Below are 23,455 nucleotides of genomic sequence, written 5' to 3'. Positions count from 1 at the left end.
AGCAAATTAAGCCAATTCTTCGGTTAAAATGCGGCGGACAATTTCGGTGACAGCGGCGGCTAAATTGGTATCTCTTTCCCTGTCGGAACCGTTGGGAGTACGAAGAGCTAAGGAAAAAGTTCTCAGTTTAGCTGGTTGCACACGATTATCAACAAATTTGACGAAAGCTACATAAGCAAAGGAACTAGGACCGAAGCCAACTTTAGAAATTACCACAGGTTGACTAATCACATTTATCACACCTAAAGTTTCTAAAGCAACATCAATATATCGTGCTGCATCGGTTCCCATAGCACGAACAACGGTTTCTAAACTATTCCATTGACTGCCGATAAAACGAGTATTAGTAGTTAAATGTAGATGCCACCCTAACATCGTAATTAAACGCACTAAATCATAAGTCGATACATCATTTATTCCCGTGGTATTATCTACTGGTGATCTTAAGACGGTGGCACTGCTACTTAAATCTTTGATAATTGGATCTTTAATCAGAGAAGGATTAAAATATCCCCCAGTAAATTTACAACTGGTATTTCCCGTTTGAGCTTTTAGCCAAGCTTCCAAATCCGCTCGTTTAGTAAAGCGTTTAAATAAGGCTCCAATTTGATTCGAGCGTCCCAGAGAACCATCAGCATCTTTTCTATAGGAAACCATATCAACCACCAGATCAAAAAATTTAGGTTTGGGAGAATTAGCTGGTTCAATCACACAATTATCAACATCAACTGTAGGGAATTTCCCATTAATTTGTTCAATTGCGTTAAGAACTCCAATGAATTTAGTGGCACTGAGTAATTGTTCTGGATTAAAGGCATCTTTCCCTAACCAATGGGTTTTGATTGGACTGCTGCCATCGCCAAAACTTCCCACACATACACAGGCATGAGAGATGTTACTGGCCAGAAAATTTAAGCCATTTGTGTCAATATTGGGTAAGTTTCCCCGTTGGGGATAATCTCTAAAAGTAATAGTTTTCCCTGATCCTACGAGAGTAAAATTAGTTCCGTAGGAAACTAAATTAGTCCCGTCTGGTTTCTGTTTTAAGTGTTCAGGATAGTCGTCCACTTCCATCGCAAAAGGCGAATTCCGCAGTGTTCTAGCGACGAATGACTGAGTTACCCCAATATTGACCGGTGCGATTGAATTATCTTGGATGGTGGTTAATTTGTTAAGTATAAATTGAGTATCTTTGGCTTGATCTAAGATAAAAGGTAGCTGTTTTGTGTCAAGTAAATTAGTAGCAATACTGAGATTAATTGCCACTGTTTCAGAAGGGATTCCAGATAAATTCAAGGCTTGACAAAATTCTTTAAGTCCTCGCCAAGTAAAAGTATCTCCAGTGCCTAAATCACCATCAATCCATTGTCCACCCGGATATAATCCTAAGTTAGCTAGTTTGGTTTGAATTTCTCTTACTAATCCTTGATCCGCTTTTAGTTGAGAACGGCTTAGGGTTTTATTATCGTTGATAATGTCTTTTAAGGTAGCCATAATTTTGTCCTTGAATTTTACAGAGTAGAAGTGAATCAATTAGAGAAAAAGTCAGTAAGTTAATTATTAATTTCTCTGAGCGTTCCCTATTCTTTGACTTCCGCAGAAAGTTTATTAATTTTAACCCAAACACTTCTAAAGAATTTATCTGGATTGTCAGAAGGAATTTTTTTACATTCTTGTCCATCAACTCTAATGACTCCTCCATCATCACTTAAAATCTGAAATTGATCATTCAAATGAGGGTAAATCAGAATAGATTCAGGACGAAAATCTGGGGGAAATTCGAGAGAAATTGGATTAGGTTTATCTGCTATCTTACCAGACCAAGTATAGAGGGTAAATTGACTTCCTGTACCAGAATCACCTCCAATAATTAAATAAGCATCAATTGCTGACCAATATTCGATACTACGAATTCCTAATCCTCCTAAATCCAACAGAATAGGATCACCAAATTCTGCTTTAATGTCTTGATTTTCTTGAATCACATCCTGGGGATTCTTGAACGGAATTAAAATAGCTTTTCCGTCTCGAACAGGATTACGAAATCCGATCAGTAATTCTCCTTGAGGTGTTGCGGTTAAACCTTCAATATTCAATCCTCCTTCTTTTTCGGGTGCAATTGTTTCTGCGGTTTGAAGATCCAAGAAAGCTAGTTTAGGGTCTTCTATCATATCCCGTAGGAGTAGTTGAGTATAAGATTTTCCCACTTGTTCAAGAGTAGGAGGGTTAGCGTTTGTGATTTTATTGGCGAAGAATTGATGACGTAGTGGCTTTCTTTCAGCATCTTTATTACGACCATGAGATGTTATCCAATAAATAACTCCATCAACTTCTGTGACTCCCTCAATATCGACTTCTTTTCGTTTAGGGTTATTGGGAAAATAATCGTTAATATCTAGATGAGGAATAATCTGCTCTCCTGATTGTTGAGACGAATAAAACCGCAAAATGTTATCCTCATCATTGCCAACAATAAACTGATCTTGTCCTAAAGGAATTGAAGCAGACGCATCACAAATTTCTTGATGCTTTAGTTCTTGGATGATGACAAAATTTAAGTTAGCCATGGTGATTTTTCCTAAGTTAATCAGAAAGTTTTGGTGAAGGAATCGTGAAACATTATAACAATTGCAGTATTGAATAGTCACAACAGTTGAAGGACGACTCAAACTCAGATTATTAGTTAATGGTTAGAGAAAAAGTGAGGGTTTTTAACGGTTGATCAGCAGCATCAAAAGGTTGAATAATAACAGGTCTGTTGATACCTTTAGTATTGAAACTTTTGGTAAAATTCCAATTATCTTTAACCCCTTTTAAATCGGCAATTTCAAAAGAACCTCCCGGACCAATACTAACTTTAATTCGGGTTACTTCTGGATTAGCTGTACCTGAAAAGTTTACGTTAGTGTTAGCAGGAAAACTTTGTCCAGATGTGGGTTGATTCAGTTGGATAACCGCACCACGATTATTTTTGAGTTTTTCAAAGCGTTTCAAAGCTTCAGCGTTGATTTTTGCAACTGCATTACTTGGACTCAAATTCGGAATTTTAGAGTTGGGAAAGATAAAAAAGAGAACTTTATCTTCCACACTAACATTCTTGTAGTCAGTACAATAAACGTCACTTGTCCATCGCTTATCCGTGCGAGTTTTTCCATCGGTTCTCCGTTTACCTGGTTTGCATTTATCTTCACCAATCAATTGATGAAGTAAGGATGAACCTTCGCCTAATTTATTATAAGGGCCGCTATCAGCGACGAATACAGGAACCACCTTATCTTTGTAAACGACTACTCCTAAATCTCCTAACTTAACCCCTGTTTTCTTTTCAAATAATTGATTTCCACCGGGATCATTACTTTTTTGAAAATTAGATACTGGATTGACGATATAAGCAAAGTTATCGGGATCAACGAATTTATTAGGTTCTTGGGTTTCTGTTGGCCAATTAAAGGAAGTTGGACATTGAGAAGTTGGCGCACCTTGTCCTTTACAAGCTAACCATGAACCATCAATATCTAAACTCAATTTCGATTCGATAAAAATTGTTCCGTCTGAGAATTTTAACAGGGCCTTAACATTATTAGGATCGTTCTTACATCTTCTAATAATTGGTAAAGAAAATCCTCGAAAAGTATCATTTTTATCGCATTTTTCAAATTCTTTGCGATAGGCTTCATCGACTGGAACAGCTTGATTAAATGGAATATCTTGTAGAACACTCGCCGATTGAGTAGGGGGAGTATAGCTAACTTGTGCGAAGGCAGGAGAGAGAAAACTGCCCATTAGAATGAGGTAAATTCCTGCAATTGTTAACAGTAACTGTCTCAAATATTTGTTCATAATTAACTCCTAAAAACGAATTAGCGAATTTCAGTTAGAATGTCATTAAGTTGTTTTGACCATTGATCTAGGTTAAAATTCTGAGGGTCATCATGTCCACCTGGTACAATTTGATCGAGAACAACATGAAAGGCTGGAATTAACCATTTTCCGCGCCGTACACTGGCCGCAATATAAACAACTGCTAGGCGATCTAATTGGGCTTTGGTAAAGCCGGGATCGGGCGATTTAGCATCATTTTTTCTGGGTGGAGAACACTGTGTTTGACCAGGGTTTGGTTGACATCTTCTAGGTTGAACTAATTCAACTGCTAAGAATAAACCCTTACATTTATTCACCCCACAAAATTGATCTGATTCTCGTTTTGTAGAACGCCAAGGGGTATTAAAATCCTTACGAGTGACGGAATCTCCTACTCGATTAATAATGATATGGGCGGGAGAATTGTCGCCACTACCATATTGATTGAAGTTGTTAAACTTCCAACTAGCTTCATTAATATTATTAGGAAAGGGATCATTTACAAAATTAGGGGTACTGGTATCATGAATAATAAAATAACGAGCCAATTCTGCACTGGGATTATTATTATTAGTTCGTGAGACAGGGTTATCTAAGGAACCGCCAATGTTTGCTTCGTTAATTCTTTGAGCTTGTAGATATCGTCTTAATTGCTCTTTACTGATCTCGATGGTGGGTCTAGTTAAGAGTTGATCGAACGGAGCAGGTAAACTGGTTAAAGTTGGTCCTACATTCCCAAAAATCTTGGGTTGACGCAATAAACATTTAGCCTGATCGATAGAAGAAATCTGAGAAGTCGGCACTATTTGACAAGGCTCTGCTGCATACACAGGTTTTAGAAAAATTAAGATTATTACTAAAGTAAATCCAAAGATAATGAATCGCTGAAAAAGCTTGAATAACACGGCTTTACCACTCCTTGAAATCTTGAAATAAATAGAAAGACAAATTTCTTCTAACTAGATAACTGGACATGACTGACTAAAATTGATGCTTGAGAGCTGCAAACTGAATTGATGATCAGAACCCCAAGAAAGCCAAGGAAATCAAGCTAGATAAAATTGTTGATAGCCGACGCTAACAGTTGTTGTGGTTCCTTGCAAAACAAAGACTGCATCGTTAAAGAATTTAATAAAGCGATCGCAGTGTGCGGAAGTACCAATGGGAAATTGACGCATTCGCCAACGATTATTGGGGTTTTTGTTTTCAAATAGAGAACCAGCATTATAAGCACAGGCAACTTTGGGGGGATCTAACAAAGTTTTCAAGCGTTGATCAGCAATAAATGACGTTCCTGCTTTAATAGAAATACTGGCATTTTTTAAGTCATCTCGATCGATGGTTGAATCATGTAATGTACCTCTGGCCGTAGAAATTAATGTTTGCATTAAGCCAACACTGATCAAATGAGGGGTGATAGAATCAGATCCATAACCCGGTTCTTTGCGGATAGCGTCTGCTTTTCCATTCGATTCGGTGGCGATGGTGGCAATAATAATTACTGCCGGCACATTAAAATGTTTTGACCATTGATTAATTTCATCAGAAAAATTATTCCAAATTTTAGTAGTAGTCGCTGGTTGACCACTGGTTCGCTCAATGCCGCTACCTTCAATTTCCACTCCATCTTCTGCCAATCGCCAGCGTACACTATTAGGAAAAGCCCGATGAAAATCTTCTAGGGGATTATTGTCATTGTCATCGGCAAGATCGGGAATTTCTAAAACTTGTCCCACGGAAATTTGATTAGGATTGGCAATATCGTTGGCTTCTTGAATTACCACAAACTTTGAAGCATCACCATAAAATTTTAAAGCAATTCCTCTGAGGGTATCTCCAGATTTAATCGTGTAGGTTTGCATAAAATCATCTCCTGATGTTGTCGATCTTTACTCAATTGTTACTGTCCGAGTTGTGCCATCCCAAGTTACAGAAAGATTCAGTGCTTGTGCCAAATCTACTATTTTCACAAAGCCGAATTGTTCAATTTTCTTGATGATTTCTTGTTGGCTAGTTCCATCGGGAATATCCATCGGTTTATTGCTGTGTTCAATCAGCAAAAATTTTAAGGATTTTGCTTCTTCTCCATCAGCAAATTTTAATTCCATCACTTCTTGATCATTGGCAGTCATAATTTTCCAATTAAAAGTATCTAGCAAAGGACGAATCTTGACGATACTTTTTTCATTAAATATCTGCGCTTCTCGGAAGGGTTTTCCTTGAACAACTGCTGTGATACTAGCCGGAGTTTCCACTAAACCAGAAACGCCCGTTAATTTCGTTTTGACTAGGGTTCTAAATTGATCTCCCACCTGTCTTTTACTTAAAGATGTATCCCAGGGTAAAACCATCGGATCCCATTTTCCGCGTTGGGGTTTATTAGGAAACTCACGTTCTACTTCTCCATGACCTAAAACGGTTTTAGCTGTTACTTCAATATCGTAAAAATCACAGAGTTCTGCTACTACCTGCGCCATGGTTCCCCATTGGGTTTGCGTCATCGGAAAACTTCCTGCTTTAAATGGGTTTTCCACTGCACCACTCATACAACAGACGCTAACTCCGATTGAACCCGTACCAAACAGTGCCGTATGAGCCGCATAAACATTATCTGCGGTGGAAACATTATCTTTAATTGAGTGAGTTCCTCGCACTAACTTACCATCATCCTCGATTAAAATATGATAATGAGATTTATCGTTGCTAGATGCTTTATGTCCCCCTGCCGTCCAGTGAATAATGATTCTTTTCATCGAACAGTTAGGCATCCATGCTGTCGGTACAATTCCCATAGTTTTTACCTCTCAATTATTGAATTATCTGGTTATTTAATCAATTAAACTAAGCTCTCACGGGAGGGCGAATAGCAAAGTGAATGTGGTTATCATGACCAGGAGCAAAATTGCATAGTTTTTGTCCCAAAAAAGTTTCACCTCTCAGGGTTGTGTCATTAAAAAACACTTGACTAACCAGTTTTTGTCGTCGCATGGCTTTAATTATTTCTCTGGTAGCTTCTCGATCAAAACTATTATCTGACCAAACAATTCCCCCTAATCCACCATCTTTTCTCGGCAATTGGACATCACACATCAAGCCAGTTTCATGTCCTGCGTGTTCCTGAGTATCACCCCCTTGCGGCCGACTGACATCGTTAATACTAAAAGGTGCGGCATTAGGATGAGAAGCGCGGAAATTATTATGGTAACTGACAGCAATTTCTAAGATCACTTCTGCTAACCAACTTGTTCCAAAATCATGATCATCATTAGTTTGGGCTTTTTCATGATTCCGGAGACTGATAGAATCATTGCTATCTGGCATGGTTTGCCAACGGGCTGCATTGGCCGCTTCTAACCAGCGATGGGTGATTCCGTCCACATCCACCCGACCATCGCCTCTGATTACTTCTGCACCGGCAATAATCGACTGAAATAGTTTAATGGCATTAGTAAAACCTGTATTCAAGGCTGCACTATTAGGATCACCGACAAAAGTATAGCCGAGGGAATGTAATCGCTGTTTAACCGCAATCTTATCGGCTGTTCGGTTGATTCCTCCTAATCCGACACTTCCTGTTAAATTCAGGTTAACTGCACCTGTTGTCTGGGGTGGAGAAGCCTTGATTTTGATTTCTACACTTTGATTATTAATGGCTATTTTAACAATGCGATCGCCAGCTTGTAAGAAGACAAATTCGGCTTTCCATTCCCCTCCTTCTCCTATTTCAATATCATCTAGGGGGAATTTATTATCAATTAAAACGGTTAGTTTTTTGCCCTTATCGGCAGCAGCTGCGGTTCCTTCAATCCGAAAACTTTGTCCCACCTCCACTTCCTTGGGAAAACTGGTTACTTGTAAGGTATCGGGGGGTGGTGGAATAACAATTCCGTTGGCTTTTGCTAGTAAAGTCCTCGCTTCGGGAACAAGTTTTAACACTTTGCTGATATAACTTATATCGGCAGCAAAGCCTTTACTTTGAATAAAACCGATAAAGTTTTCAGGAGTTTGAGTATTTTCTTCTAATCTTTTATAGGGTTCACGGGTTAAAAATTTCCAATAACCTCGCAGAAATTTGTCAATATCCGTGAATAAGCAAAAGTCCACCGCTTCCGATTCAGAAGGTACTTGAATCGATTTAGGAGTAGCAAAGGGAGTCATTTCGTTGCGCCATTTTAAACCAGCGAAGTTTTTCTGTTCCTTGGCTAGTTTACTGGTGGCTCTGGCGGACTCTAATAGCCATTGAGCCAGAGAAACTTCTTTTAAATGACTAAAATGATCGGCAGGAATTGCAGTTAAGTTCACTTGCCGATTATCGGTAGCGTCAACTTCTCGAAAAATTATGGACAAATCAGTTTGAGCATATCGTTGAACTAAGTCATCTAGTAAAGCCATTGCTGTCTCCTGTGAGCGGTAGAGAATCAATTATTTTCCTGATATATTTCCCTTTATTTTGGGAAATATATCGAGAAATTTTTGTCTATTGAAGGATTTTGGCAAATTCCTCAAAAATGAAATGTTCATCTCGATTAGCCTGACTTTTATCAGGCCATTTCACCCAAAAATGTCTTTCTTCTAAGCGCACATCCAACACGGCATAATCTCCCGGTTCAATCTCAACTAAGGTACTTGCCTCTAATTCAGAGGCTTGATTTGTGGAGGGTTTAAGAACAGTTTTTTGAGTAATTCTTAAGGTAGCTGGTTCCGGTGTGGAGTTGTCATCAGCGTCCCCAATTAAACCAACTTTAATCGCTTCTGCCATCTTTTCTGCATCAAAAAGAGCCATGTCTGCTTGGGAATCCACAAAGCAACATTCAATTAAAATCGCTGGCATTGAAGTATTTACTAACACAGAAAAACGGGTATTTTTTACCCCTCTATTTTTAAATCCTAGCTTGACAATTTCCGTCAAAACTGATTTAGCGATCGCTTGAGAAGTTTTACTAATACCATAAACCTCCGCTCCCATTGCGTTTGTGGTGGGTTTAAAGGCATTAAAGTGAATAGAAACAAAAATATCAACGTTGTTACTATTAGCTTTATTGGCTCTTTTTCGCAAAGAATCATTAACACTAACGGCACTGGTCGGGGTACAGTTAATTACTGAATGACCCGCTGCGGCTAATTTAGCAATTAGGCGAGTACCCACCTCTTTAATAACAACATCTTCCTGTCTAACTCCCGATGCGCCAACGTCATGAGGTGGGCAATTATGACCCATATCAATCCCAAATTTCATCTGTATAGCTCCAGTTTATTCAATATTTATTGATTGGTTAATTCCTCTGGATATACTCTACCTTAATTAAACTAATAAAAATCATATTTTTACAAAAGTTTACTATTGTTTTATGGTAATTTTTACTAGAAAGTTTGGCATCAATAATGCTATTCTAAATTAAGCTTTAGAATAGCATTACAATCAATTATTTTTCTTAACCATTAACTTGACCCTTGTAGCTTTTAGGGGATCAGAGACTAAAGCGGGCAAGCCATGAAATAGCTTAGTTCCTGTGGCAATACCCAAGGCTGACAAAACTGCATTTCAAGGATCATTCGTCCAACTTTTCAGTTTTTGAAAGAGAAGATTGAGTCATGAATTTATCTCCTTTTATGGATAATTTTGAATCTCAAAGAATAAATTAAACAAATTGATCTGTAGCAAGAATTTGAGCCAATTTTTTCTCCCTGTCAGCCACGGTTTCTGTGGTGGGAATATGGTCTAATAAACTGCTATAGAAAAAATAGGCAAAACCAGCAAAATCTCGCTCACGAGTCTCCTGAGTTTGTGCTTGAATTAATTGGAAATTTACTCGTCTATCACTGGGTCTTAAACCAGTGAGAATACCGATGACGGTGGGAATATGCTCCCGCGCTGCTTTTACCTCTGATTTATCGATTTCGCCTTCAAAAATAGGGACAGTTGGACGATAAACTTGTAATGCTAGTTCTTCAATTAATCCTTCCTTTTCCCATGCTTCCCAATCAGCTAAAGCATGATCAACAGAAAATCGTAAAGGATTAGGAGAAATGGAGAGAATACAATCGTCTTTTTCCGCTTTAATGGTTTTAAAAATCAATCGCACTAATTGAGTTAACTTCTCCTTACGCCAATCTTTAAATTTCGCTAATTGGGGATTGCTTAAGGGACTAACTGAACCAGTTTCCTTTTGAAAAAGTTTGATAGTAAAGGATTCAAACCCCATGCTAAAATCAAAAATTTTAGTACCATTAGGCAAGAGTTTTGCGTGATGAATAGCGAAGTGATCATCTAATTGAATACCATCAATTTCATAGTTTTTAACCACTTCACGAATAAGACTAACCCAAAAATCTTTAACCTCAGGATGAGCGGGATTTAATCGGCAATTCCCATCACCATCAACTGTATTTTTCTGTTGATGAGTAAGCATAAACCAATCTGGTTTTTGGGCAAATAAGGGAGCAGCTGGAGGAACCATTAAACCATATTCAAACCAAGCAATAATCCGAAAGTTATACTTTTCTGTCTGATTAATCTCAATGATTTCTGCTAGTAGATCTCTACCGACTAACTCTTTTTCAAGGTTGACTTTTTTGAGTTTTTCCTTATCGGCAGTGAAGACATTATCAGCAATTTGTGATTGAAAAAACACATAGCCTTTGTTCCAAACTACTAGATAAAGAGTATTAAAACCTAAATTTTTAAGTTTTTCCAACCCAGCTTTTAGGTTATCTTTAGACTTGAGAATATCACTGTCAACATTGGTGAGCCAAACGCCCCGTATTTCTTCTACTTGTACATGATCATCAAAGAAAAATCCCGCTTTTCCCACTGAACCTTGTTCTGCGGCTAACTTGACAGAATAATGATTATTTTGGCGAGAATAGGACTTAATTGGCAGTTTAGTTCCTGCTTTGATTAAGGATTTTTGCCCACTATTGAGGGTTTCGGAAAAAGCTGTGGAAGACTTGAAAAACGTATCCTGAAGAATATGAATGTGCAGCATATTTTTTACTCTCTCTCAGACAAAAGATAAATGAACCTGAAATCCGCAGCACTGAGGGTTTCGGAAGACAGACAAAGGGCAGCAGGAACAGGGAATAACTCCACGTCCTCAAGCGCACTTAGTTCTGATTAATTCTCAGAATTTGCTCACGGCAAAATATAGTCAATAACCGACCCCAACTATTGCTCGAAAGTTACCACCACTCAACTGTTTACCTAGCTTGAAAGCAACACTTAAACAGGCAAACCAAGAGCCGATGGTTCCTCCCATTGACGTAATGTCAAGGCAAAAGGGTTTGGGATCAAAGATTGGTTAGTTAGGGAAATAATTTGGGAACAATTTAACTTGCCCTATGATAACCATAGATAAACAAAAAAAATACTTAAATGTAACAAAAAAACACATAAGTCGGGAGGTGTAATTAAATATCAGATTTATCGAGGTTGAATTGAGCTACTAAACCCACAACCAGCATAGGTAATCAACTGGACTAACCTATATTACAAATCATTAAGCCGACTGACAGCCTTTCTCATCATCCTCGATGAAGTGTAACCTAATTTGCTATCGACTACCGACTCCCCAAAACGAAAACTTTGTACCTCACTATTAAGATAACTGCTATCAAAACGCGGATATCACTGCCAATAGAGTTCGGTTTTACCGTTATGGGATGAGCATTGACGGGGGTAATATTCTAGGTAAGGAATTTGTATCTAGTCAGTGATGAAGACGATGTTAGAGGGGTCTTTACCGAAATTAAGCGATATTTTCCCACCGACTGACCATCAGGACCGGGAAACTTTCACTCCCAATGCTTTTTATCCTAATTTATCAGAATGGCTCAAGCGATCGCAACTGAAAGCGGAAAGTGAATGGTTCGCAGCGATCGCATCTTTAGAAAATATCTTATTACAAAACCCAAATAATGCTGCCAGTCGGGGTTTAATTCTCTCCGGTCCGACGGCCTTAGTCAGAGAAAGCAAGGCTTTAACGGGTTTTAAATTCGGTGTTTTCACCGTTAAAGCTTTAAAACATTTACAATGGCTGGGTTTGCAATTGCCTTCTCAGGAAAAATCCGCCGCCGATATTTCCCCGACAGAGATTCATGAATTGCCTCTCTTGCCAACGGATCCGATTGCTAATGAAAGATTTTGTCTGGTTTTTAGCGAAAGTTTCGCTCTTTTGCTGGTTTTAGGCGAAGATCAGTGGGGTTTATCCTCTTTTCAATTTTCCTTTGATCCCGTCCTCACTCAGCAAGCTTGGCAGCAGTTGCGGCAACGATTAGTTAATCTGCGTTATCCGCAAATCGAGACTTTAGAGGCAATTATCGAGGCTAATGGCAGTCCCTCGCCGGATTATCGTCTAGTTAGCCAATTTAGTCGCCAATTACTGCAAAATTTACCCGACCAGTCTAACTTAGACCTGAAAAAAACGAAATCGTCTATCAATAGCGAAATCACTCCCCCAAAGGAAGATAATTCTAATTTAGAATCGGGTTGTGATTTGGAATTATTGCGCGCTTTAACCCACGAAATTCGCACTCCTTTAACCACCATTCGCACCATTACCCGATTATTATTAAAACGGGCAAAAGTAACGGAAGATGTGGAAAAATATTTAGAAACAATTGATTTAGAATGTAGTGAACAAATTCAGCGCATGGAATTAATTTTCCGAGCGGCAGAATTGGGGATTAATCCTCTGGGAGATAAACCGATTCAATTAATTCCAATTGCCCTAGAAAAAGTCTTTCAAGATAGTATTCCCCGGTGGCAAAAACAAGCTAAACGGCGCAATGTCAATTTAGAAGTTAATGTACCGAAAAAATTGCCTTCGGTAATTAGCGACCCGAATTTATTGGATCAAATGTTAAATGGAGTCGTGGAAAAATGTACTCGCAGTATGGCTAGTGGTGGCCTGTTGCAAGTACATATATCAACGGCAGGAAATCAATTAAAAATGCAGTTCCAAACTCAGGTAAAATCGCCTAATCTTACCCTCAAAGCTTTGGGAAAAGTCTTAATGTTTCAACCAGAGACGGGTAGTTTAAGTCTGAATATGAAGGTAACTAAAAACCTTTTTCAAGCTTTGGGAGGTAAATTTATTGTGCGTGAAAAACCCGAAGAAGGTGAGATTTTAACTATTTTCTTGCCCCTCGGACGCATTAAATAAGTTGGGATTATTCTAAAATTTTCATCTTGGAAAATAGGCAAATTTGCCAAGAGTATGCTATACTAGGGCAACAAATATTATTGATAGTTGCCATGGAAAAAACTGTTTTAATTTTAGGTGGCACTGGTCGCATTGGTCAAAGTGTCGCCCTAGATATTATTAATCATACTGCAGCTAAAATTATTGTCACCGGACGGAAGAAAAAAGCGATTAAATTACTGCCAAGAATGCAGTTTTTGGCTTTAGATTTAGAAGAAATAGACAAGCTTAGACAGGCAATTAAAAAGAGTGATTTAGTTATTCATTGTGCCGGTCCCTTTCATTATCGCGATGGCAGGGTAGTAAAAATTTGCATTGAAGAAAAAGTCAATTATATTGATGTTAGTGATCATCGTTCTTTTTATCAAAAGTTAATACCCTATCGAGAATTAGCGATAAAAGCGGGAATAACTGCCGTGGTTAATACGGGAATTTTTCCCGGTATTTCTAATAGTATAGTGCGGGAGGGAGTGGAACAGTTAGATAGGGTAGAAACGATCCGTTTAAATTATGCCGTAGCCGGTTCAGGAGGTGCGGGATTAACTGTGATGCGGACAACTTTTCTCGGCTTAAAAAAGCCTTTTTTAGCTTGGATTGAGGGAAAATGGCAAGAGATTAAACCCTATACTGCTAGAGAAGTAATTGACTTTCCCGCTCCTTTGGGTAAAACTGGTGTTTATTGGTTTGATATGCCAGAAACCTATACTTTTGCCGAATCTTTTCCAGTGCAAAATGTGATCACAAAATTTGGTTCTATTCCCGATTTTTATAATCACTTAACCTGGATTACTGCCCATATTTTTCCCGATGCTTGGGTAGAAAGTTCTCGGGGAATTGAGTTTTTTTCCCAAGTTAGTTATCGCATGACAGAAGTAACCGATAAATTTTCGGGAATTGGGGTAGCAATGTTAGCAAAAGTCGCCGGATGGCAAGGGCAGCAAAAAGCAGTTTATCAAGCAACTATGGTTCACGAGAACACTGCTCAAGCAGCTGGCTGGGGAACTGGCAGCGTGGCAGAATTAATCTTAGGGGCAAAACTCCAAAAAGCTGGGATTTATCCCGTGGAACAAGTGTTATCCACAGAACTATTCCATGCTACGATGAAAAAAAGAGGTATTAAACTCGATCGCTCCTGTGAAATTGTAGCTTAGAAGATGAAAAAAATCTGGCGTTACCTAGGACTGTTTTGTTTAGTTTTGTTACTGACTCTATCCCCTATCTTGAGGATAGCAGCCCAGAATAATCCTGCTAAACAGGGACAGGAAATACCCCTGGAAACTTTGGGAGAAGTTTTTCCCGTAATGCTTGATAATCAAGAACTTTTTAAGATTCGGCAAGGAATAGGTTCTTTTTCAGCGCAAGAAAGAGCGAAATCAATTACAGCTAGAATCGAAAAAATTGCCGATGACGATGCTCTTTCTCCTGAAGATTTAACCATAAAAATCGATCCTGAAGACAAAAACCCTTCGATTATTTTGGGAGATACGGTTATCGCTACTATTACTTCTAGAGATGCTAAATTACACGCAGTGAGTCAAGAAGTATTAGCCGAACGAGCTTTAGCAAAGATTAAAGCAGCCATTGTCCGTTATCGTCAAGAACGTCAACCAGATAAACTCTTAAAAGATGCAGCTTTGACGGTAAGTGCCACCTTGTCCACGGTTTTAATTTTCTGGGCGATGATTTTTATATCTTCGCGGGTTTTTCCCCAGATTCAGAGATTAATCACCTCCCTAGTTCCTGGGGTTGGATTCCAAAATTTTGAGATTATTAGTTCCAGGACAATAGGAATTTTTTCCCTAAGAGTTTTGCAATTTATCCGCACTCTGATTATTTTAACTATTCTCTATTTTTATTTAACTTTTATCCTTCGTCTTTTTCCCTGGACTAGAAAATTTGGTGATGGTTTTCTGCAATACTTTTTTAGTGCTTTAGAAGTTTTTTCCCAAGAGATAGCAAAATATTTACCCAATATTTTTATCATACTGCTAGTTGTTTTTATAACTCACTATCTGTTGAGGGCAATTAGACCATTTTTCACGGCATTGGAAAGAGAAAATTTAGTAATTCATGGTTTCTATCCCGATTGGGCAAAACCAACCTATAATTTACTGTCACTGCTGATAATTGCCTTAGCTATAGTCATCGCTTTTCCCTATCTACCCGGATTTAATTCTCCTGCTTTTCAGGGGGTGTCGGTATTTTTAGGGGTACTATTTTCCTTGGGTTCTACCTCTGCTATTGCTAACGTGGTGGGGGGAATTATCCTCATCTATACCCGCTCTTTTCAACTAGGAGATAAAATTTCTATTGGTGATGTTATTGGGGATGTGATTGAAAAAGGATTATTAGTCACCCGTATTCGCACACCGGCTAATAAAATTATCACGATTCCTAATTCATCGCTGTTAAACACCAATGTGATTAACTTTAGCGTCTCTCAAAGGGAATTCAAAGAGCCTTTAATTTTGCAAACCACGGTCACTCTCGGTTATGATTTACCTTGGCGTAAGGTTCACGCAACCCTGAAAGAAGCAGCCTTAGCAACCCAATTTATTGTCTCAGAACCTGCTCCTTTTGTCTTGCAAACCAGTCTCGATGATTTTTATGTCAGCTATCAGCTAAATGCCTACACCGATCATCCTAACAAAATGGTGTATATTTATTCTGAATTACATCAAAATGTTCAGGATAAATGTAACGAAGTCGGTATCGAAATTATGTCTCCTCACTACAAGGCTCTCCGGGATGGCAATCACAGCACTATTCCTGAAAATTATCTGCCGGAAGATTATCAAAGTCCTGCTTTTGGTATTCAGTCAAATCCTCAGAAGTAATAATTTTCCTAATAGCTTTAATCGCTTTTGTCAAGCCCTTTTGAGTTATTGTTGATAATTCTTCACCAAATTCACAGTTAATAGCAGGAATAAATATTCCCCAGGCCCTGGGAGTTTGTTGATAAATTGCTTGAGTTAATGCTAATAAAGAAGCGGGACTTTCTGCATGACCGAAATTATTCCATTCGGTAACTGCCGCTAATTTTTCTATCCGGATATCGGTTTGACTAGATAAGACCGCATCAACAAAAATAACTAGGGAAGCATCAGCTATATCGGCTGCTAACTCAGGAGTCAATTGATGGGTAGCGATAACTTGCACATGAGGCCAATTCTCCCCGGCAATAATTTCGGCTATTCTCACTCCCACTCCGTCATCATTTCTTAAAGTATTACCGTAGCCGATGAGCAGTATTTTAAAATTATTCATGGTTATAGCAGTTATCTTAATGATGAGGTACAAAGTGGAATTAAATATAAGATGAACGTAGGTTGGGTTGAAGCATGAAACCCAACGCCCGCTCATGTTACGCTACCGCTAACCCATCCTACAAATAATTGTGCCTCCCTACTTATAAAAATCTTCGAGATGTTGTTTTAGTTGACGAATTGCCATACTACTATTGCGATTGTCGGCAATTTCTCCACAGAAAGAAACTAAATTTTGTAGGTTAAAGTTAGGAAAATATTGACTTTGATGGCGCGGGATATACTCTTGATTATCTAGCCAATAAATATAGAGATTTTTCTGACGATACAACCAAATTTCAGGCACTTTATAAGGCAGATAATCATCCACATTCGAGTAACTGGTGACATCAATTTCTAATACTAAATCGGGGGGAGGATCATTTACCCAGTCAATTCTGGCTTTCCCTGCTATAGCTGGCCAATGGTCAATATAAAAACTATAATCTGGTTCAATACCACTTGTTTCTGGTAATGCCATGGTTACGGGAGTAAAAGCCTCGTACTCACGCCCCAGATAATCCAATAAGGTGGTGATGATATTAGCAATTAAATGGGCATCACGTCCATGCTTGGGAAGTGGAGACATAAGCAAGACTTCTCCATTGTGATATTTGATTTTAGGTCGAGAATTGTCGCCCCTTTGCCGAGACAAAGTTTGATAATCTAGCCAAGTGGCAGGTAATCTCACTAAGGCTCCCGCTGGTAGCTCGATTTTATCTGGTGAAACTAAGGCAAACATGGCGCAAGGTTCCAGGTAAATGATGAGAAACGCTGTAAAATAAGTATAGGATATCTTCGATGCTCTCGATACCCAGCTTAACCTAATCGATAAATTAACTGAGTTTGGTAAGAAAACTTAAGCCTTGATAGTAGTTTCTTGATGAGCCAAAAATTATGCTATCGACTAACACAGTTTCCCCCCATATTATTCCCCCTCTCGAAAATGGCGATAGATTAACTCGTCCCGAATTCGAGCGCCGTTATCAAGCAATGACACAGCTAAAAAAAGCTGAATTAATCGCAGGAGTTGTTTATATGGCAGCCGCGGTGAGAGCCAAAAACCACGGTAAACCCCACGCTAATATTATCGGTTGGTTAACTGCCTACGAAGTGGCGACACCGGGAGTAGAAACACTGGATAATACTACTGTGCGACTGGATGGGGATAATCAACCACAACCAGATGCTTTATTAAGAATAGAAACCAGTGGACAATCAAGCATTAGTGAAGATGATTATGTAGAAGGCGCGCCGGAATTAATCGTAGAAATTGCCGCTTCTACTGCTTCCTACGATTTACACGAAAAACTCAAAGTTTATCGTCGCCATGAAGTGCAAGAGTATATTATCTGGCGAGTTTATGATGTTCAATTGGATTGGTTTCGCTTAACTGATGGGGAATATTTGCCCCTAGAATCTAATCAAAATAACATCTTTTGCTCCCAAGTCTTCCCTGGATTATGGCTAGATAAAAATGCTTTATTATCGGGTAATTTAGCCGAAGTTTTGGCAATGTTACAGCAAGGAATAGTTAGTCAAGAACACCAAGATTTTTGTCAAACTTTGGCTAATAAATAACCCAGATAAACTTGATTTTTCTCTGAGAACGTAGGTTGGGTTGCAGCAGGAAACCCAACGCTAATAAATAACCCAGATAAACTTGATTTTTTTCTTAGTTGCCCAGAGATGGCTCAGAAAGATTAGCTGATTTTTCTTGCCAATCTTGACCGATTTTAATCGTCACATCAGAAGCGAGATTACCCGTACTTTCCACCAAAACTTCCCCGACACCAAGGCTATTATGCAGGGCAGCAGCGAGGGAATTATCCCCTTTTTGAGCAATAATTTTGGTAGTTTCTAGAATTGGCGATGAAGACTTAGAGACAAAAACATTTTCATAACCCAATGAGCGCAGATATCTGACTAGAGTTTGCACCGCTTCTGGATTATCGGTGCTATCTTCCACAGCTATGCGAGTCGGTTGCGTGGTTTCTTCGATGTCAGCCATAAAAGAGCCGTGGTTAAAATGTTGAGCCACTAGCTCTTGAATTTTACTTTGATTGGGTAGCCAATAACTGATCCCTTGCCGACCATCACCATTAAAGTCTCCGGGTAGCAGTAGCATTTGCACATCAGCGCGCTGAGTTTTGGAGGCAAAACCGGCTAGGGCGAGTAACTCCTCTAAACTGAGATTAGTATCGATATGAGTGCGGATAACCTTAATAATATCGGGAATTTTCAATAAAGTTGCTGGTTTTAGGGTTTGTTCCACTAAAGACCGCATTAATTGCTGTTGTCGTTGGATACGACCGATATCGCCGTTAGCATCGTAACGAAAACGGGCAAACTGGAGGAATTTCTCGCCGTTGAGGTGTTGTTCCCCTTTTTTCAGGTCAATGTAGAGGTGTTGACTAAAATCTTTATACTTCATGTCTTTGGGAACATATACCGTCACCCCCCCCAAAGCATCAATTAATTTTTCCACACCCTGCACATTAATGCGAATATAGCGATCGATAGCGACTCCGTCCAAAAGATGACTAACCGTTTCCGCCGTTAAAGCAGGTCCACCGAGGGCGTTAGCTTCATTGATTTTTTTCTCCCCATAACCCTCGATATCGGTGCGGGTATCCCGGGGGATGGAAAGCATGGTTAACTTCTGTCTTTGGGGGTCAAAACGCAGTAACAGCATGGTATCGGTTAAACCATCTAAGGAATTAACCGGGGCATGATAACCCAAATCTGGGGTTTGTGCCTCCTTGACATCGGATGTCAACACTTTAGCCCCAACTACCAGAATATTAACGGGACGGTTGAGGGCGGGAAGTTGCAGATTTTGATAGGATATGGCCTGCTGATTGTTAAAAGCGGCGGCTTCTTCGGGACTAAGAGCAGCTTGTCGCAAAGGTGTGGAGGAGAGAGACACAGCCAACATAGCGCCCGCCGTAGCGGAAACTAGGGCGCAGCCGGTTAAGCCTAGGGCTGTCAGGAACCATTTACCGGACAATCGCCGCTTTTTAACAGGTTTAGCCGCTAATTTGCTTGATTTTCCGCTTTTAAGCCTTGATTTTGTCTTATTAACCACAAATTGCCTCACACGGTCACTAAATATCTCCCTAAAACCATATTTTAAAGAGATGAACTATTTTTTTTCTCAGATACCCGGAAAAGATTATGAAACTAATCGGGTTTTCTAGAGAGTTAGCAGATAATATAGCAGAATTTTTCCTTATAATTGTTCTGCATCGCAATTTTGTCGAAATATCTAGGGTTTGCTGGTGGGGAAGTGGGGAATGGGGAAGTGGGGAAGTGGGGAAGTGGGGAAGTGGGGAAGTGGGGAAGTGGGGAAATTGAACTAAAACCCCAAAACCCCAAAACCCCAAAACTCCAACCCCCAACACCTAAAACCTGTCTCGGAGTCTCCTATCTCCTATCTCCTATCTCCTCATTGGCTGATTTTCTTGTGCAGAAATAACTTTTGTGGTCGATTAAATAACCAATTGCTCAACCAACCGTCGGTTTTTTGCAGACGATAACCGCTACTTAAGTAGAGTGACTGGGCCGCTAGATTATTATCGAGAACATGGAGGGAAAGTTCCTCAAAACCCCATTCTCTAGCGATCTGTTCACACTTGAGCAGCAATCTCCGGGCCAGACCGGCACGCCGGCGATCGGGACTAACGGCTAAATTAGAGATATAAGGAATGGGAACGGCTAAAAAAGAACTGGATTTTAAGCAGATTTCCGCGGTAGCGACAATAACTTCCTGAGGACCCGTGGCGGTGACGCTGGTTTGACTGACTACCAGACAGTGATAGTAGGGGGTATCGGCGCGCAATCGTCCCCGTAAGTCCTCGTAAATGCCCAATTTAAAGATAGGACGCAGAAAAGACCAATAATTGGCCGTGGGGAAAAAACTATCGGTGAGAATTTCCGCCAAGCTTTTGAGATCTTGGCTTTGGGCCAAACGCACCTCGATGGTAATGGCGGCAGTGTCACCGGTCGCTTCCGAGTCGGAGGGATTAGACAATAGGTATGAGATAAAACAGGAGTCCACTTTAATCACAGGAGTCGGCAGGGAAGGTGGGGATGGCAGTCCTTATCCGGGAAAGGTAAATAGGGGTGGGAGCTAGTTGGGAGAATCAAGCATCTATCTTAGGGAGAAGACCGCAATTTTTCAAGACTACTGAATCAAAATCTCATCCATTCTACTGCCTATAGCCCCAGTTGGGGGAAAGACCGCTATTTTTCGGGAATTTTTTTTGATCGCTGGGCCATGGTTAAGATGGGACGATGCCAGTCAGAACTAATTTCTTTCTTTTTGGGTCAATTAACTATATTCTTTAATCTAATCTATCCTCCTATCCCCCTCTATGATCAAAGAAATTTCCGCTTATTTGCAAGTGTTCCGCAGTCAAAAAATGGCGGCTTTGTTATTCTTAGGTTTCGCTTCTGGATTACCCTTATTTCTCACCAGTCGCACCCTGCAAGCTTGGATGACCACCGAAGGAGTTGATCTGAAATCGATCGGTTTATTTAGTTTAGTCGCTCTCCCCTACTCTCTCAAATTTCTTTGGTCTCCCTTACTCGATCGCTATGTTCCTCCTTTTCTTGGTCGTCGTCGCGGTTGGATTTTAATCGCTCAAATTTGTTTAACTTTAGCGATTGGTTTCATGGCTTTTCAACAACCAAAACAATCTTTGGAATTATTGGCAATTAATGCTCTACTGATCGCTTTTTTTAGTGCCACTCAAGATATTGCCTACGATGCCTATCGCACAGATATTTTAGAAAAATGGGAGATGGGTGCTGGGGTAGCGATCGGGGTTTTAGGTTATCGTTTGGCTTTAATTTTAACTGGTTCGATCGCTTTAATTTTAGCCGATCACTTTCCCTGGCCCCTCGTCTATCTTTTCCTAGCTGCACTGATGGCTTTAACGATTATTTGGTCTTTTTTCGCCCCGGCTACTCCCCCTAGGGATGATACTCCCCAAACCCTTTTAGAGGCGGTTTGGTTGCCTTTCCAAGAGTTTTTTCAACGCTATCGATTCGGTCAAGGAATCGGCATTCTCGCCTTTATTGTTCTCTATCGTTTAGGGGATGCTTTAGTTAATAATATGGTGACTCCTTTTCTCTTAAAAACTGGTTTCAGTCAAACCGATATCGGAGCGATCCAAGGGGGCCTGGGCATGATAGCAACTATGGTGGGAGTTTTATTAGGTGGTTCCCTGTTAAGTCGTTGGGGAATTAATCGATCACTCTGGATTTTTGGCGGCTTGCAAGCTATTAGTAATTTAGCCTATTTTATTTTAGCAAATTTAGGGCAAAATTATCCTTTTATGGTCTTAGCTATTAATATTGAAAACTTCTGCGGCGGCTTAGGCACTGCCGCTTTTGTGGCTTTTTTAATGAGTCTTTGCAATGCTCGTTTTACCGCTACTCAGTTCGCCCTTTTATCGAGTTTAATGGCCTTTAGTCGCGATATTTTGGTGGCTCCCTCCGGAGTTTTAGCCGAGGCAATCGGTTGGCAGTGGTTCTTTTTAATCACGGTAATTGCCGCTTTACCCGGGTTAGCTTTATTGCCTTTATTTGCTCCTTGGCAAGAGGAGAATTGAGCTAATTGATGATTTATTCTTCCGATTTCACTCGCATAACTACTAAAGTCATATCGTCGCTACTGTCATTTCCCAACCCGGTAAAAGCGGCCACTTTTCCAAATAAATATTCTAGAATCTGTTCGGGATCGGTGTACTGTTGACAGGCTTCTTTAACTGCCGATAGCCAATTTTTCTGATCAAATCTTTCCCCTTGCGAGTTAACTGCATCGGTAAAGCCATCGGTATAATAAATCAGCGTATCTCCCGCTTCTAATTGCACTTGGGCATCATCATAGATAGAATCGGCCTCTAAACCAACTAATGTCCCTTCCGTGTCGAGAGGCTCTAACTCTCCCGTTTTAGCCCGCCACCAGAGGGTGGGATAATGGGCAGCATTACTGTAGCCAAGACGGCGCGTCAGGGGATCATACTCGGAATAAAATAATGTCACGAAACGATGAGAATTATCGAGATCGGCATACATAACCCGATTGAGATGACGCAAAATCTGGGCCGGGGAGTGACGATTTAACACTTCCGCTCGCAACATTCCCCGGGTCATGGTCATCAATAATCCTGCCGGGACACCTTTACCCATGACATCACCGATCACTATACTCCAAGGAGCGGTACTGGCTTCCCTTTCCGCCTCCGTTGCCGGTTTAAATTGATCGTAGTTGCAGGGGATAAAATCATAATAGTCGCCACCAACGCGATTAGCCGTTTTGCAGTGGGCTGCCAATTCTACCCCCTGAATTTTCGGACATTGCCGGGGTAAAAGACGATTTTGGATTTCGGAAGCGATTTCTAACTCTCGATCCTGACGTTCCTTGGCCCGTAATTCGATCGTTAATTCATTATTAGCTATAGCCACCGCCGTTTGATCGGCCACTAGCTGCAGCAGTTTACGACGGGTGGGGGTCCAACCATAATCGGGATCGCGACTGAAAACGTATAAACGTCCCCGCTCACTATTTTTTACCAAAACAGGTGTACTATAAACCTGCGTACCCTGTCCGAGAGTTTGCCGGATTTTATGGTCGAGACTATCGAGAAGCGATCGATTATTTTTATTCTCAAGTGCCGCTTCTTGGTTTAATTGTCGGATAATTGCCTCTAATTGTCGGCGTAGTTCCCCATTAATTTGATTATCTTGGCAATGGAGTTGATCGAGCGCCACTTGACCGTTATTTTTGCTCAAAATCAACGCCCCTCCTTCTGCATCTGCCACTCGTGCGGCCATCAAGGGGGTAAGATCGAGGAATTGGTTTAAATTATTGAAACTCCGCAGGGCAAAACCGAGGGAACTTAAAAGATTTTGAACTTTGTTTTGTTCACGATATAAACTGGCTACCAACTCTTTTAAAGCTAAAATTGGCTTGATATCGGTATTTTGATCGCCCATATTGACGGTGGCAGTGGTGAGAGTGTCGCTCGGTTCCGGCTCAGAAAGCATAAAATGATTTTTGTGGCGGTGACATGATTATAG

General features: G+C 40.1%; 21 protein-coding genes. 7 read left to right on the top strand and 14 right to left on the bottom strand.

Annotation, left to right across the window (positions count from 1 at the left end; all coding sequences use genetic code 11):
* Nucleotides 1-6: 6 nt before the first annotated feature.
* The 9 genes from O9324_RS14350 to O9324_RS14310 form a co-directional block, all read right to left on the bottom strand.
* Entirely contained in the window at nt 7-1,494 is a 1,488-nt protein-coding gene (locus O9324_RS14350) for a hypothetical protein (protein WP_288140520.1), read from the bottom strand.
* Nucleotides 1,495-1,580: 86 nt separating this feature from the next.
* Nucleotides 1,581-2,567 (bottom strand): DUF3616 domain-containing protein, encoded by a 987-nt coding sequence (locus tag O9324_RS14345; protein ID WP_193958655.1) that lies wholly within the window; start codon nt 2,565-2,567, stop codon nt 1,581-1,583.
* 112 nt (nt 2,568-2,679) lie between these two features.
* Nucleotides 2,680-3,840, bottom strand: a complete 1,161-nt coding sequence (locus tag O9324_RS14340; RefSeq protein WP_288140519.1) for a glycoside hydrolase family 75 protein — start codon at nt 3,838-3,840, stop codon at nt 2,680-2,682.
* A 20-nt stretch (nt 3,841-3,860) separates the two neighbouring features.
* Nucleotides 3,861-4,691 (bottom strand): hypothetical protein, encoded by an 831-nt coding sequence (locus O9324_RS14335; RefSeq protein ID WP_288140518.1) that lies wholly within the window; start codon nt 4,689-4,691, stop codon nt 3,861-3,863.
* 216 nt (nt 4,692-4,907) lie between these two features.
* Entirely contained in the window at nt 4,908-5,723 is an 816-nt protein-coding gene (locus O9324_RS14330) for a LysM peptidoglycan-binding domain-containing protein (protein ID WP_287628717.1), read from the bottom strand.
* A gap of 27 nt (nt 5,724-5,750) precedes the next feature.
* Nucleotides 5,751-6,653 carry an N-acetylmuramoyl-L-alanine amidase gene (locus O9324_RS14325; protein WP_287628718.1) on the bottom strand — a complete coding sequence of 301 codons (903 nt, stop codon included), beginning with the start codon at nt 6,651-6,653 and terminating at the stop codon, nt 5,751-5,753.
* 49 nt (nt 6,654-6,702) lie between these two features.
* Nucleotides 6,703-8,253: a glucosaminidase domain-containing protein gene (locus tag O9324_RS14320; RefSeq protein ID WP_287628719.1), complete on the bottom strand. Its 1,551-nt coding sequence runs from the start codon at nt 8,251-8,253 to the stop codon at nt 6,703-6,705.
* 85 nt (nt 8,254-8,338) lie between these two features.
* Nucleotides 8,339-9,097 carry an N-acetylmuramoyl-L-alanine amidase gene (locus O9324_RS14315; protein WP_287628720.1) on the bottom strand — a complete coding sequence of 253 codons (759 nt, stop codon included), beginning with the start codon at nt 9,095-9,097 and terminating at the stop codon, nt 8,339-8,341.
* A 403-nt stretch (nt 9,098-9,500) separates the two neighbouring features.
* Nucleotides 9,501-10,847 (bottom strand): glycoside hydrolase family 10-like protein, encoded by a 1,347-nt coding sequence (locus tag O9324_RS14310; protein WP_287628721.1) that lies wholly within the window; start codon nt 10,845-10,847, stop codon nt 9,501-9,503.
* A 735-nt stretch (nt 10,848-11,582) separates the two neighbouring features.
* Between O9324_RS14310 and O9324_RS14305 the strand changes: the two genes are divergently transcribed.
* The 3 genes from O9324_RS14305 (at nt 11,583) to O9324_RS14295 (ending at nt 15,898) form a co-directional block, all read left to right on the top strand.
* The gene (locus tag O9324_RS14305) at nt 11,583-13,022 is read left to right on the top strand and encodes a sensor histidine kinase (RefSeq protein ID WP_288140517.1); all 1,440 of its coding nucleotides are present in this window, start codon (nt 11,583-11,585) and stop codon (nt 13,020-13,022) included.
* 92 nt (nt 13,023-13,114) lie between these two features.
* Nucleotides 13,115-14,212, top strand: coding sequence for a saccharopine dehydrogenase family protein (locus tag O9324_RS14300; RefSeq protein WP_288140516.1), 1,098 nt, complete (start codon nt 13,115-13,117; stop codon nt 14,210-14,212).
* 3 nt (nt 14,213-14,215) lie between these two features.
* On the top strand, nt 14,216-15,898 hold the full coding sequence (locus O9324_RS14295; protein WP_288140515.1) for a mechanosensitive ion channel family protein: 1,683 nt from the start codon (nt 14,216-14,218) through the stop codon (nt 15,896-15,898).
* Here the strand turns inward: O9324_RS14295 and O9324_RS14290 are convergent.
* Together O9324_RS14290 and O9324_RS14285 are read right to left on the bottom strand one after the other, a co-directional pair.
* Nucleotides 15,825-16,328, bottom strand: coding sequence for a hydrogenase maturation protease (locus O9324_RS14290; protein WP_002788240.1), 504 nt, complete (start codon nt 16,326-16,328; stop codon nt 15,825-15,827). The two genes, O9324_RS14295 and O9324_RS14290, sit on opposite strands and share 74 nt — an antisense overlap.
* 138 nt (nt 16,329-16,466) lie before the next feature.
* Nucleotides 16,467-17,108, bottom strand: a complete 642-nt coding sequence (locus O9324_RS14285; protein ID WP_288140514.1) for a Uma2 family endonuclease — start codon at nt 17,106-17,108, stop codon at nt 16,467-16,469.
* 155 nt (nt 17,109-17,263) lie between these two features.
* On the opposite strand from O9324_RS14285, the gene O9324_RS14280 reads away from it, so the two are divergent.
* Nucleotides 17,264-17,947, top strand: coding sequence for a Uma2 family endonuclease (locus O9324_RS14280; protein WP_002770580.1), 684 nt, complete (start codon nt 17,264-17,266; stop codon nt 17,945-17,947).
* 94 nt (nt 17,948-18,041) lie between these two features.
* Here O9324_RS14280 and O9324_RS14275 read toward each other — a convergent pair whose 3' ends face one another.
* On the bottom strand, nt 18,042-19,454 hold the full coding sequence (locus tag O9324_RS14275) for an LCP family protein (RefSeq protein WP_287628727.1): 1,413 nt from the start codon (nt 19,452-19,454) through the stop codon (nt 18,042-18,044).
* 89 nt (nt 19,455-19,543) lie between these two features.
* On the opposite strand from O9324_RS14275, the gene O9324_RS14270 reads away from it, so the two are divergent.
* Together O9324_RS14270 and O9324_RS14265 are read left to right on the top strand one after the other, a co-directional pair.
* The gene (locus O9324_RS14270; RefSeq protein ID WP_287628728.1) at nt 19,544-19,723 is read left to right on the top strand and encodes a hypothetical protein; all 180 of its coding nucleotides are present in this window, start codon (nt 19,544-19,546) and stop codon (nt 19,721-19,723) included.
* Entirely contained in the window at nt 19,656-19,844 is a 189-nt protein-coding gene (locus O9324_RS14265) for a hypothetical protein (RefSeq protein WP_287633172.1), read from the top strand. Before O9324_RS14270 ends, O9324_RS14265 begins: the two co-directional genes overlap by 68 nt.
* Here O9324_RS14265 and O9324_RS14260 read toward each other — a convergent pair.
* The gene (locus O9324_RS14260; protein ID WP_287628729.1) at nt 19,815-20,435 is read right to left on the bottom strand and encodes a GNAT family N-acetyltransferase; all 621 of its coding nucleotides are present in this window, start codon (nt 20,433-20,435) and stop codon (nt 19,815-19,817) included. The two genes, O9324_RS14265 and O9324_RS14260, sit on opposite strands and share 30 nt — an antisense overlap.
* A 307-nt stretch (nt 20,436-20,742) precedes the next feature.
* On the opposite strand from O9324_RS14260, the gene O9324_RS14255 reads away from it, so the two are divergent.
* Nucleotides 20,743-21,984 carry an AmpG family muropeptide MFS transporter gene (locus tag O9324_RS14255; RefSeq protein ID WP_288140513.1) on the top strand — a complete coding sequence of 414 codons (1,242 nt, stop codon included), beginning with the start codon at nt 20,743-20,745 and terminating at the stop codon, nt 21,982-21,984.
* Nucleotides 21,985-21,997: 13 nt separating this feature from the next.
* On the opposite strand, the gene O9324_RS14250 is transcribed toward O9324_RS14255, so the two are convergent.
* Nucleotides 21,998-23,422, bottom strand: coding sequence for a PP2C family protein-serine/threonine phosphatase (locus O9324_RS14250; protein ID WP_002770587.1), 1,425 nt, complete (start codon nt 23,420-23,422; stop codon nt 21,998-22,000).
* Nucleotides 23,423-23,455: the final 33 nt, after the last annotated feature.

It is taken from the genome of Microcystis sp. LE19-84.1B, from assembly GCF_027531875.1.
Lineage (GTDB): Bacteria > Cyanobacteriota > Cyanobacteriia > Cyanobacteriales > Microcystaceae > Microcystis > Microcystis panniformis.
The sequence above is the reverse complement of the archived record's forward strand: the minus strand, read 5'-3'. Positions and strand labels throughout refer to the sequence as shown.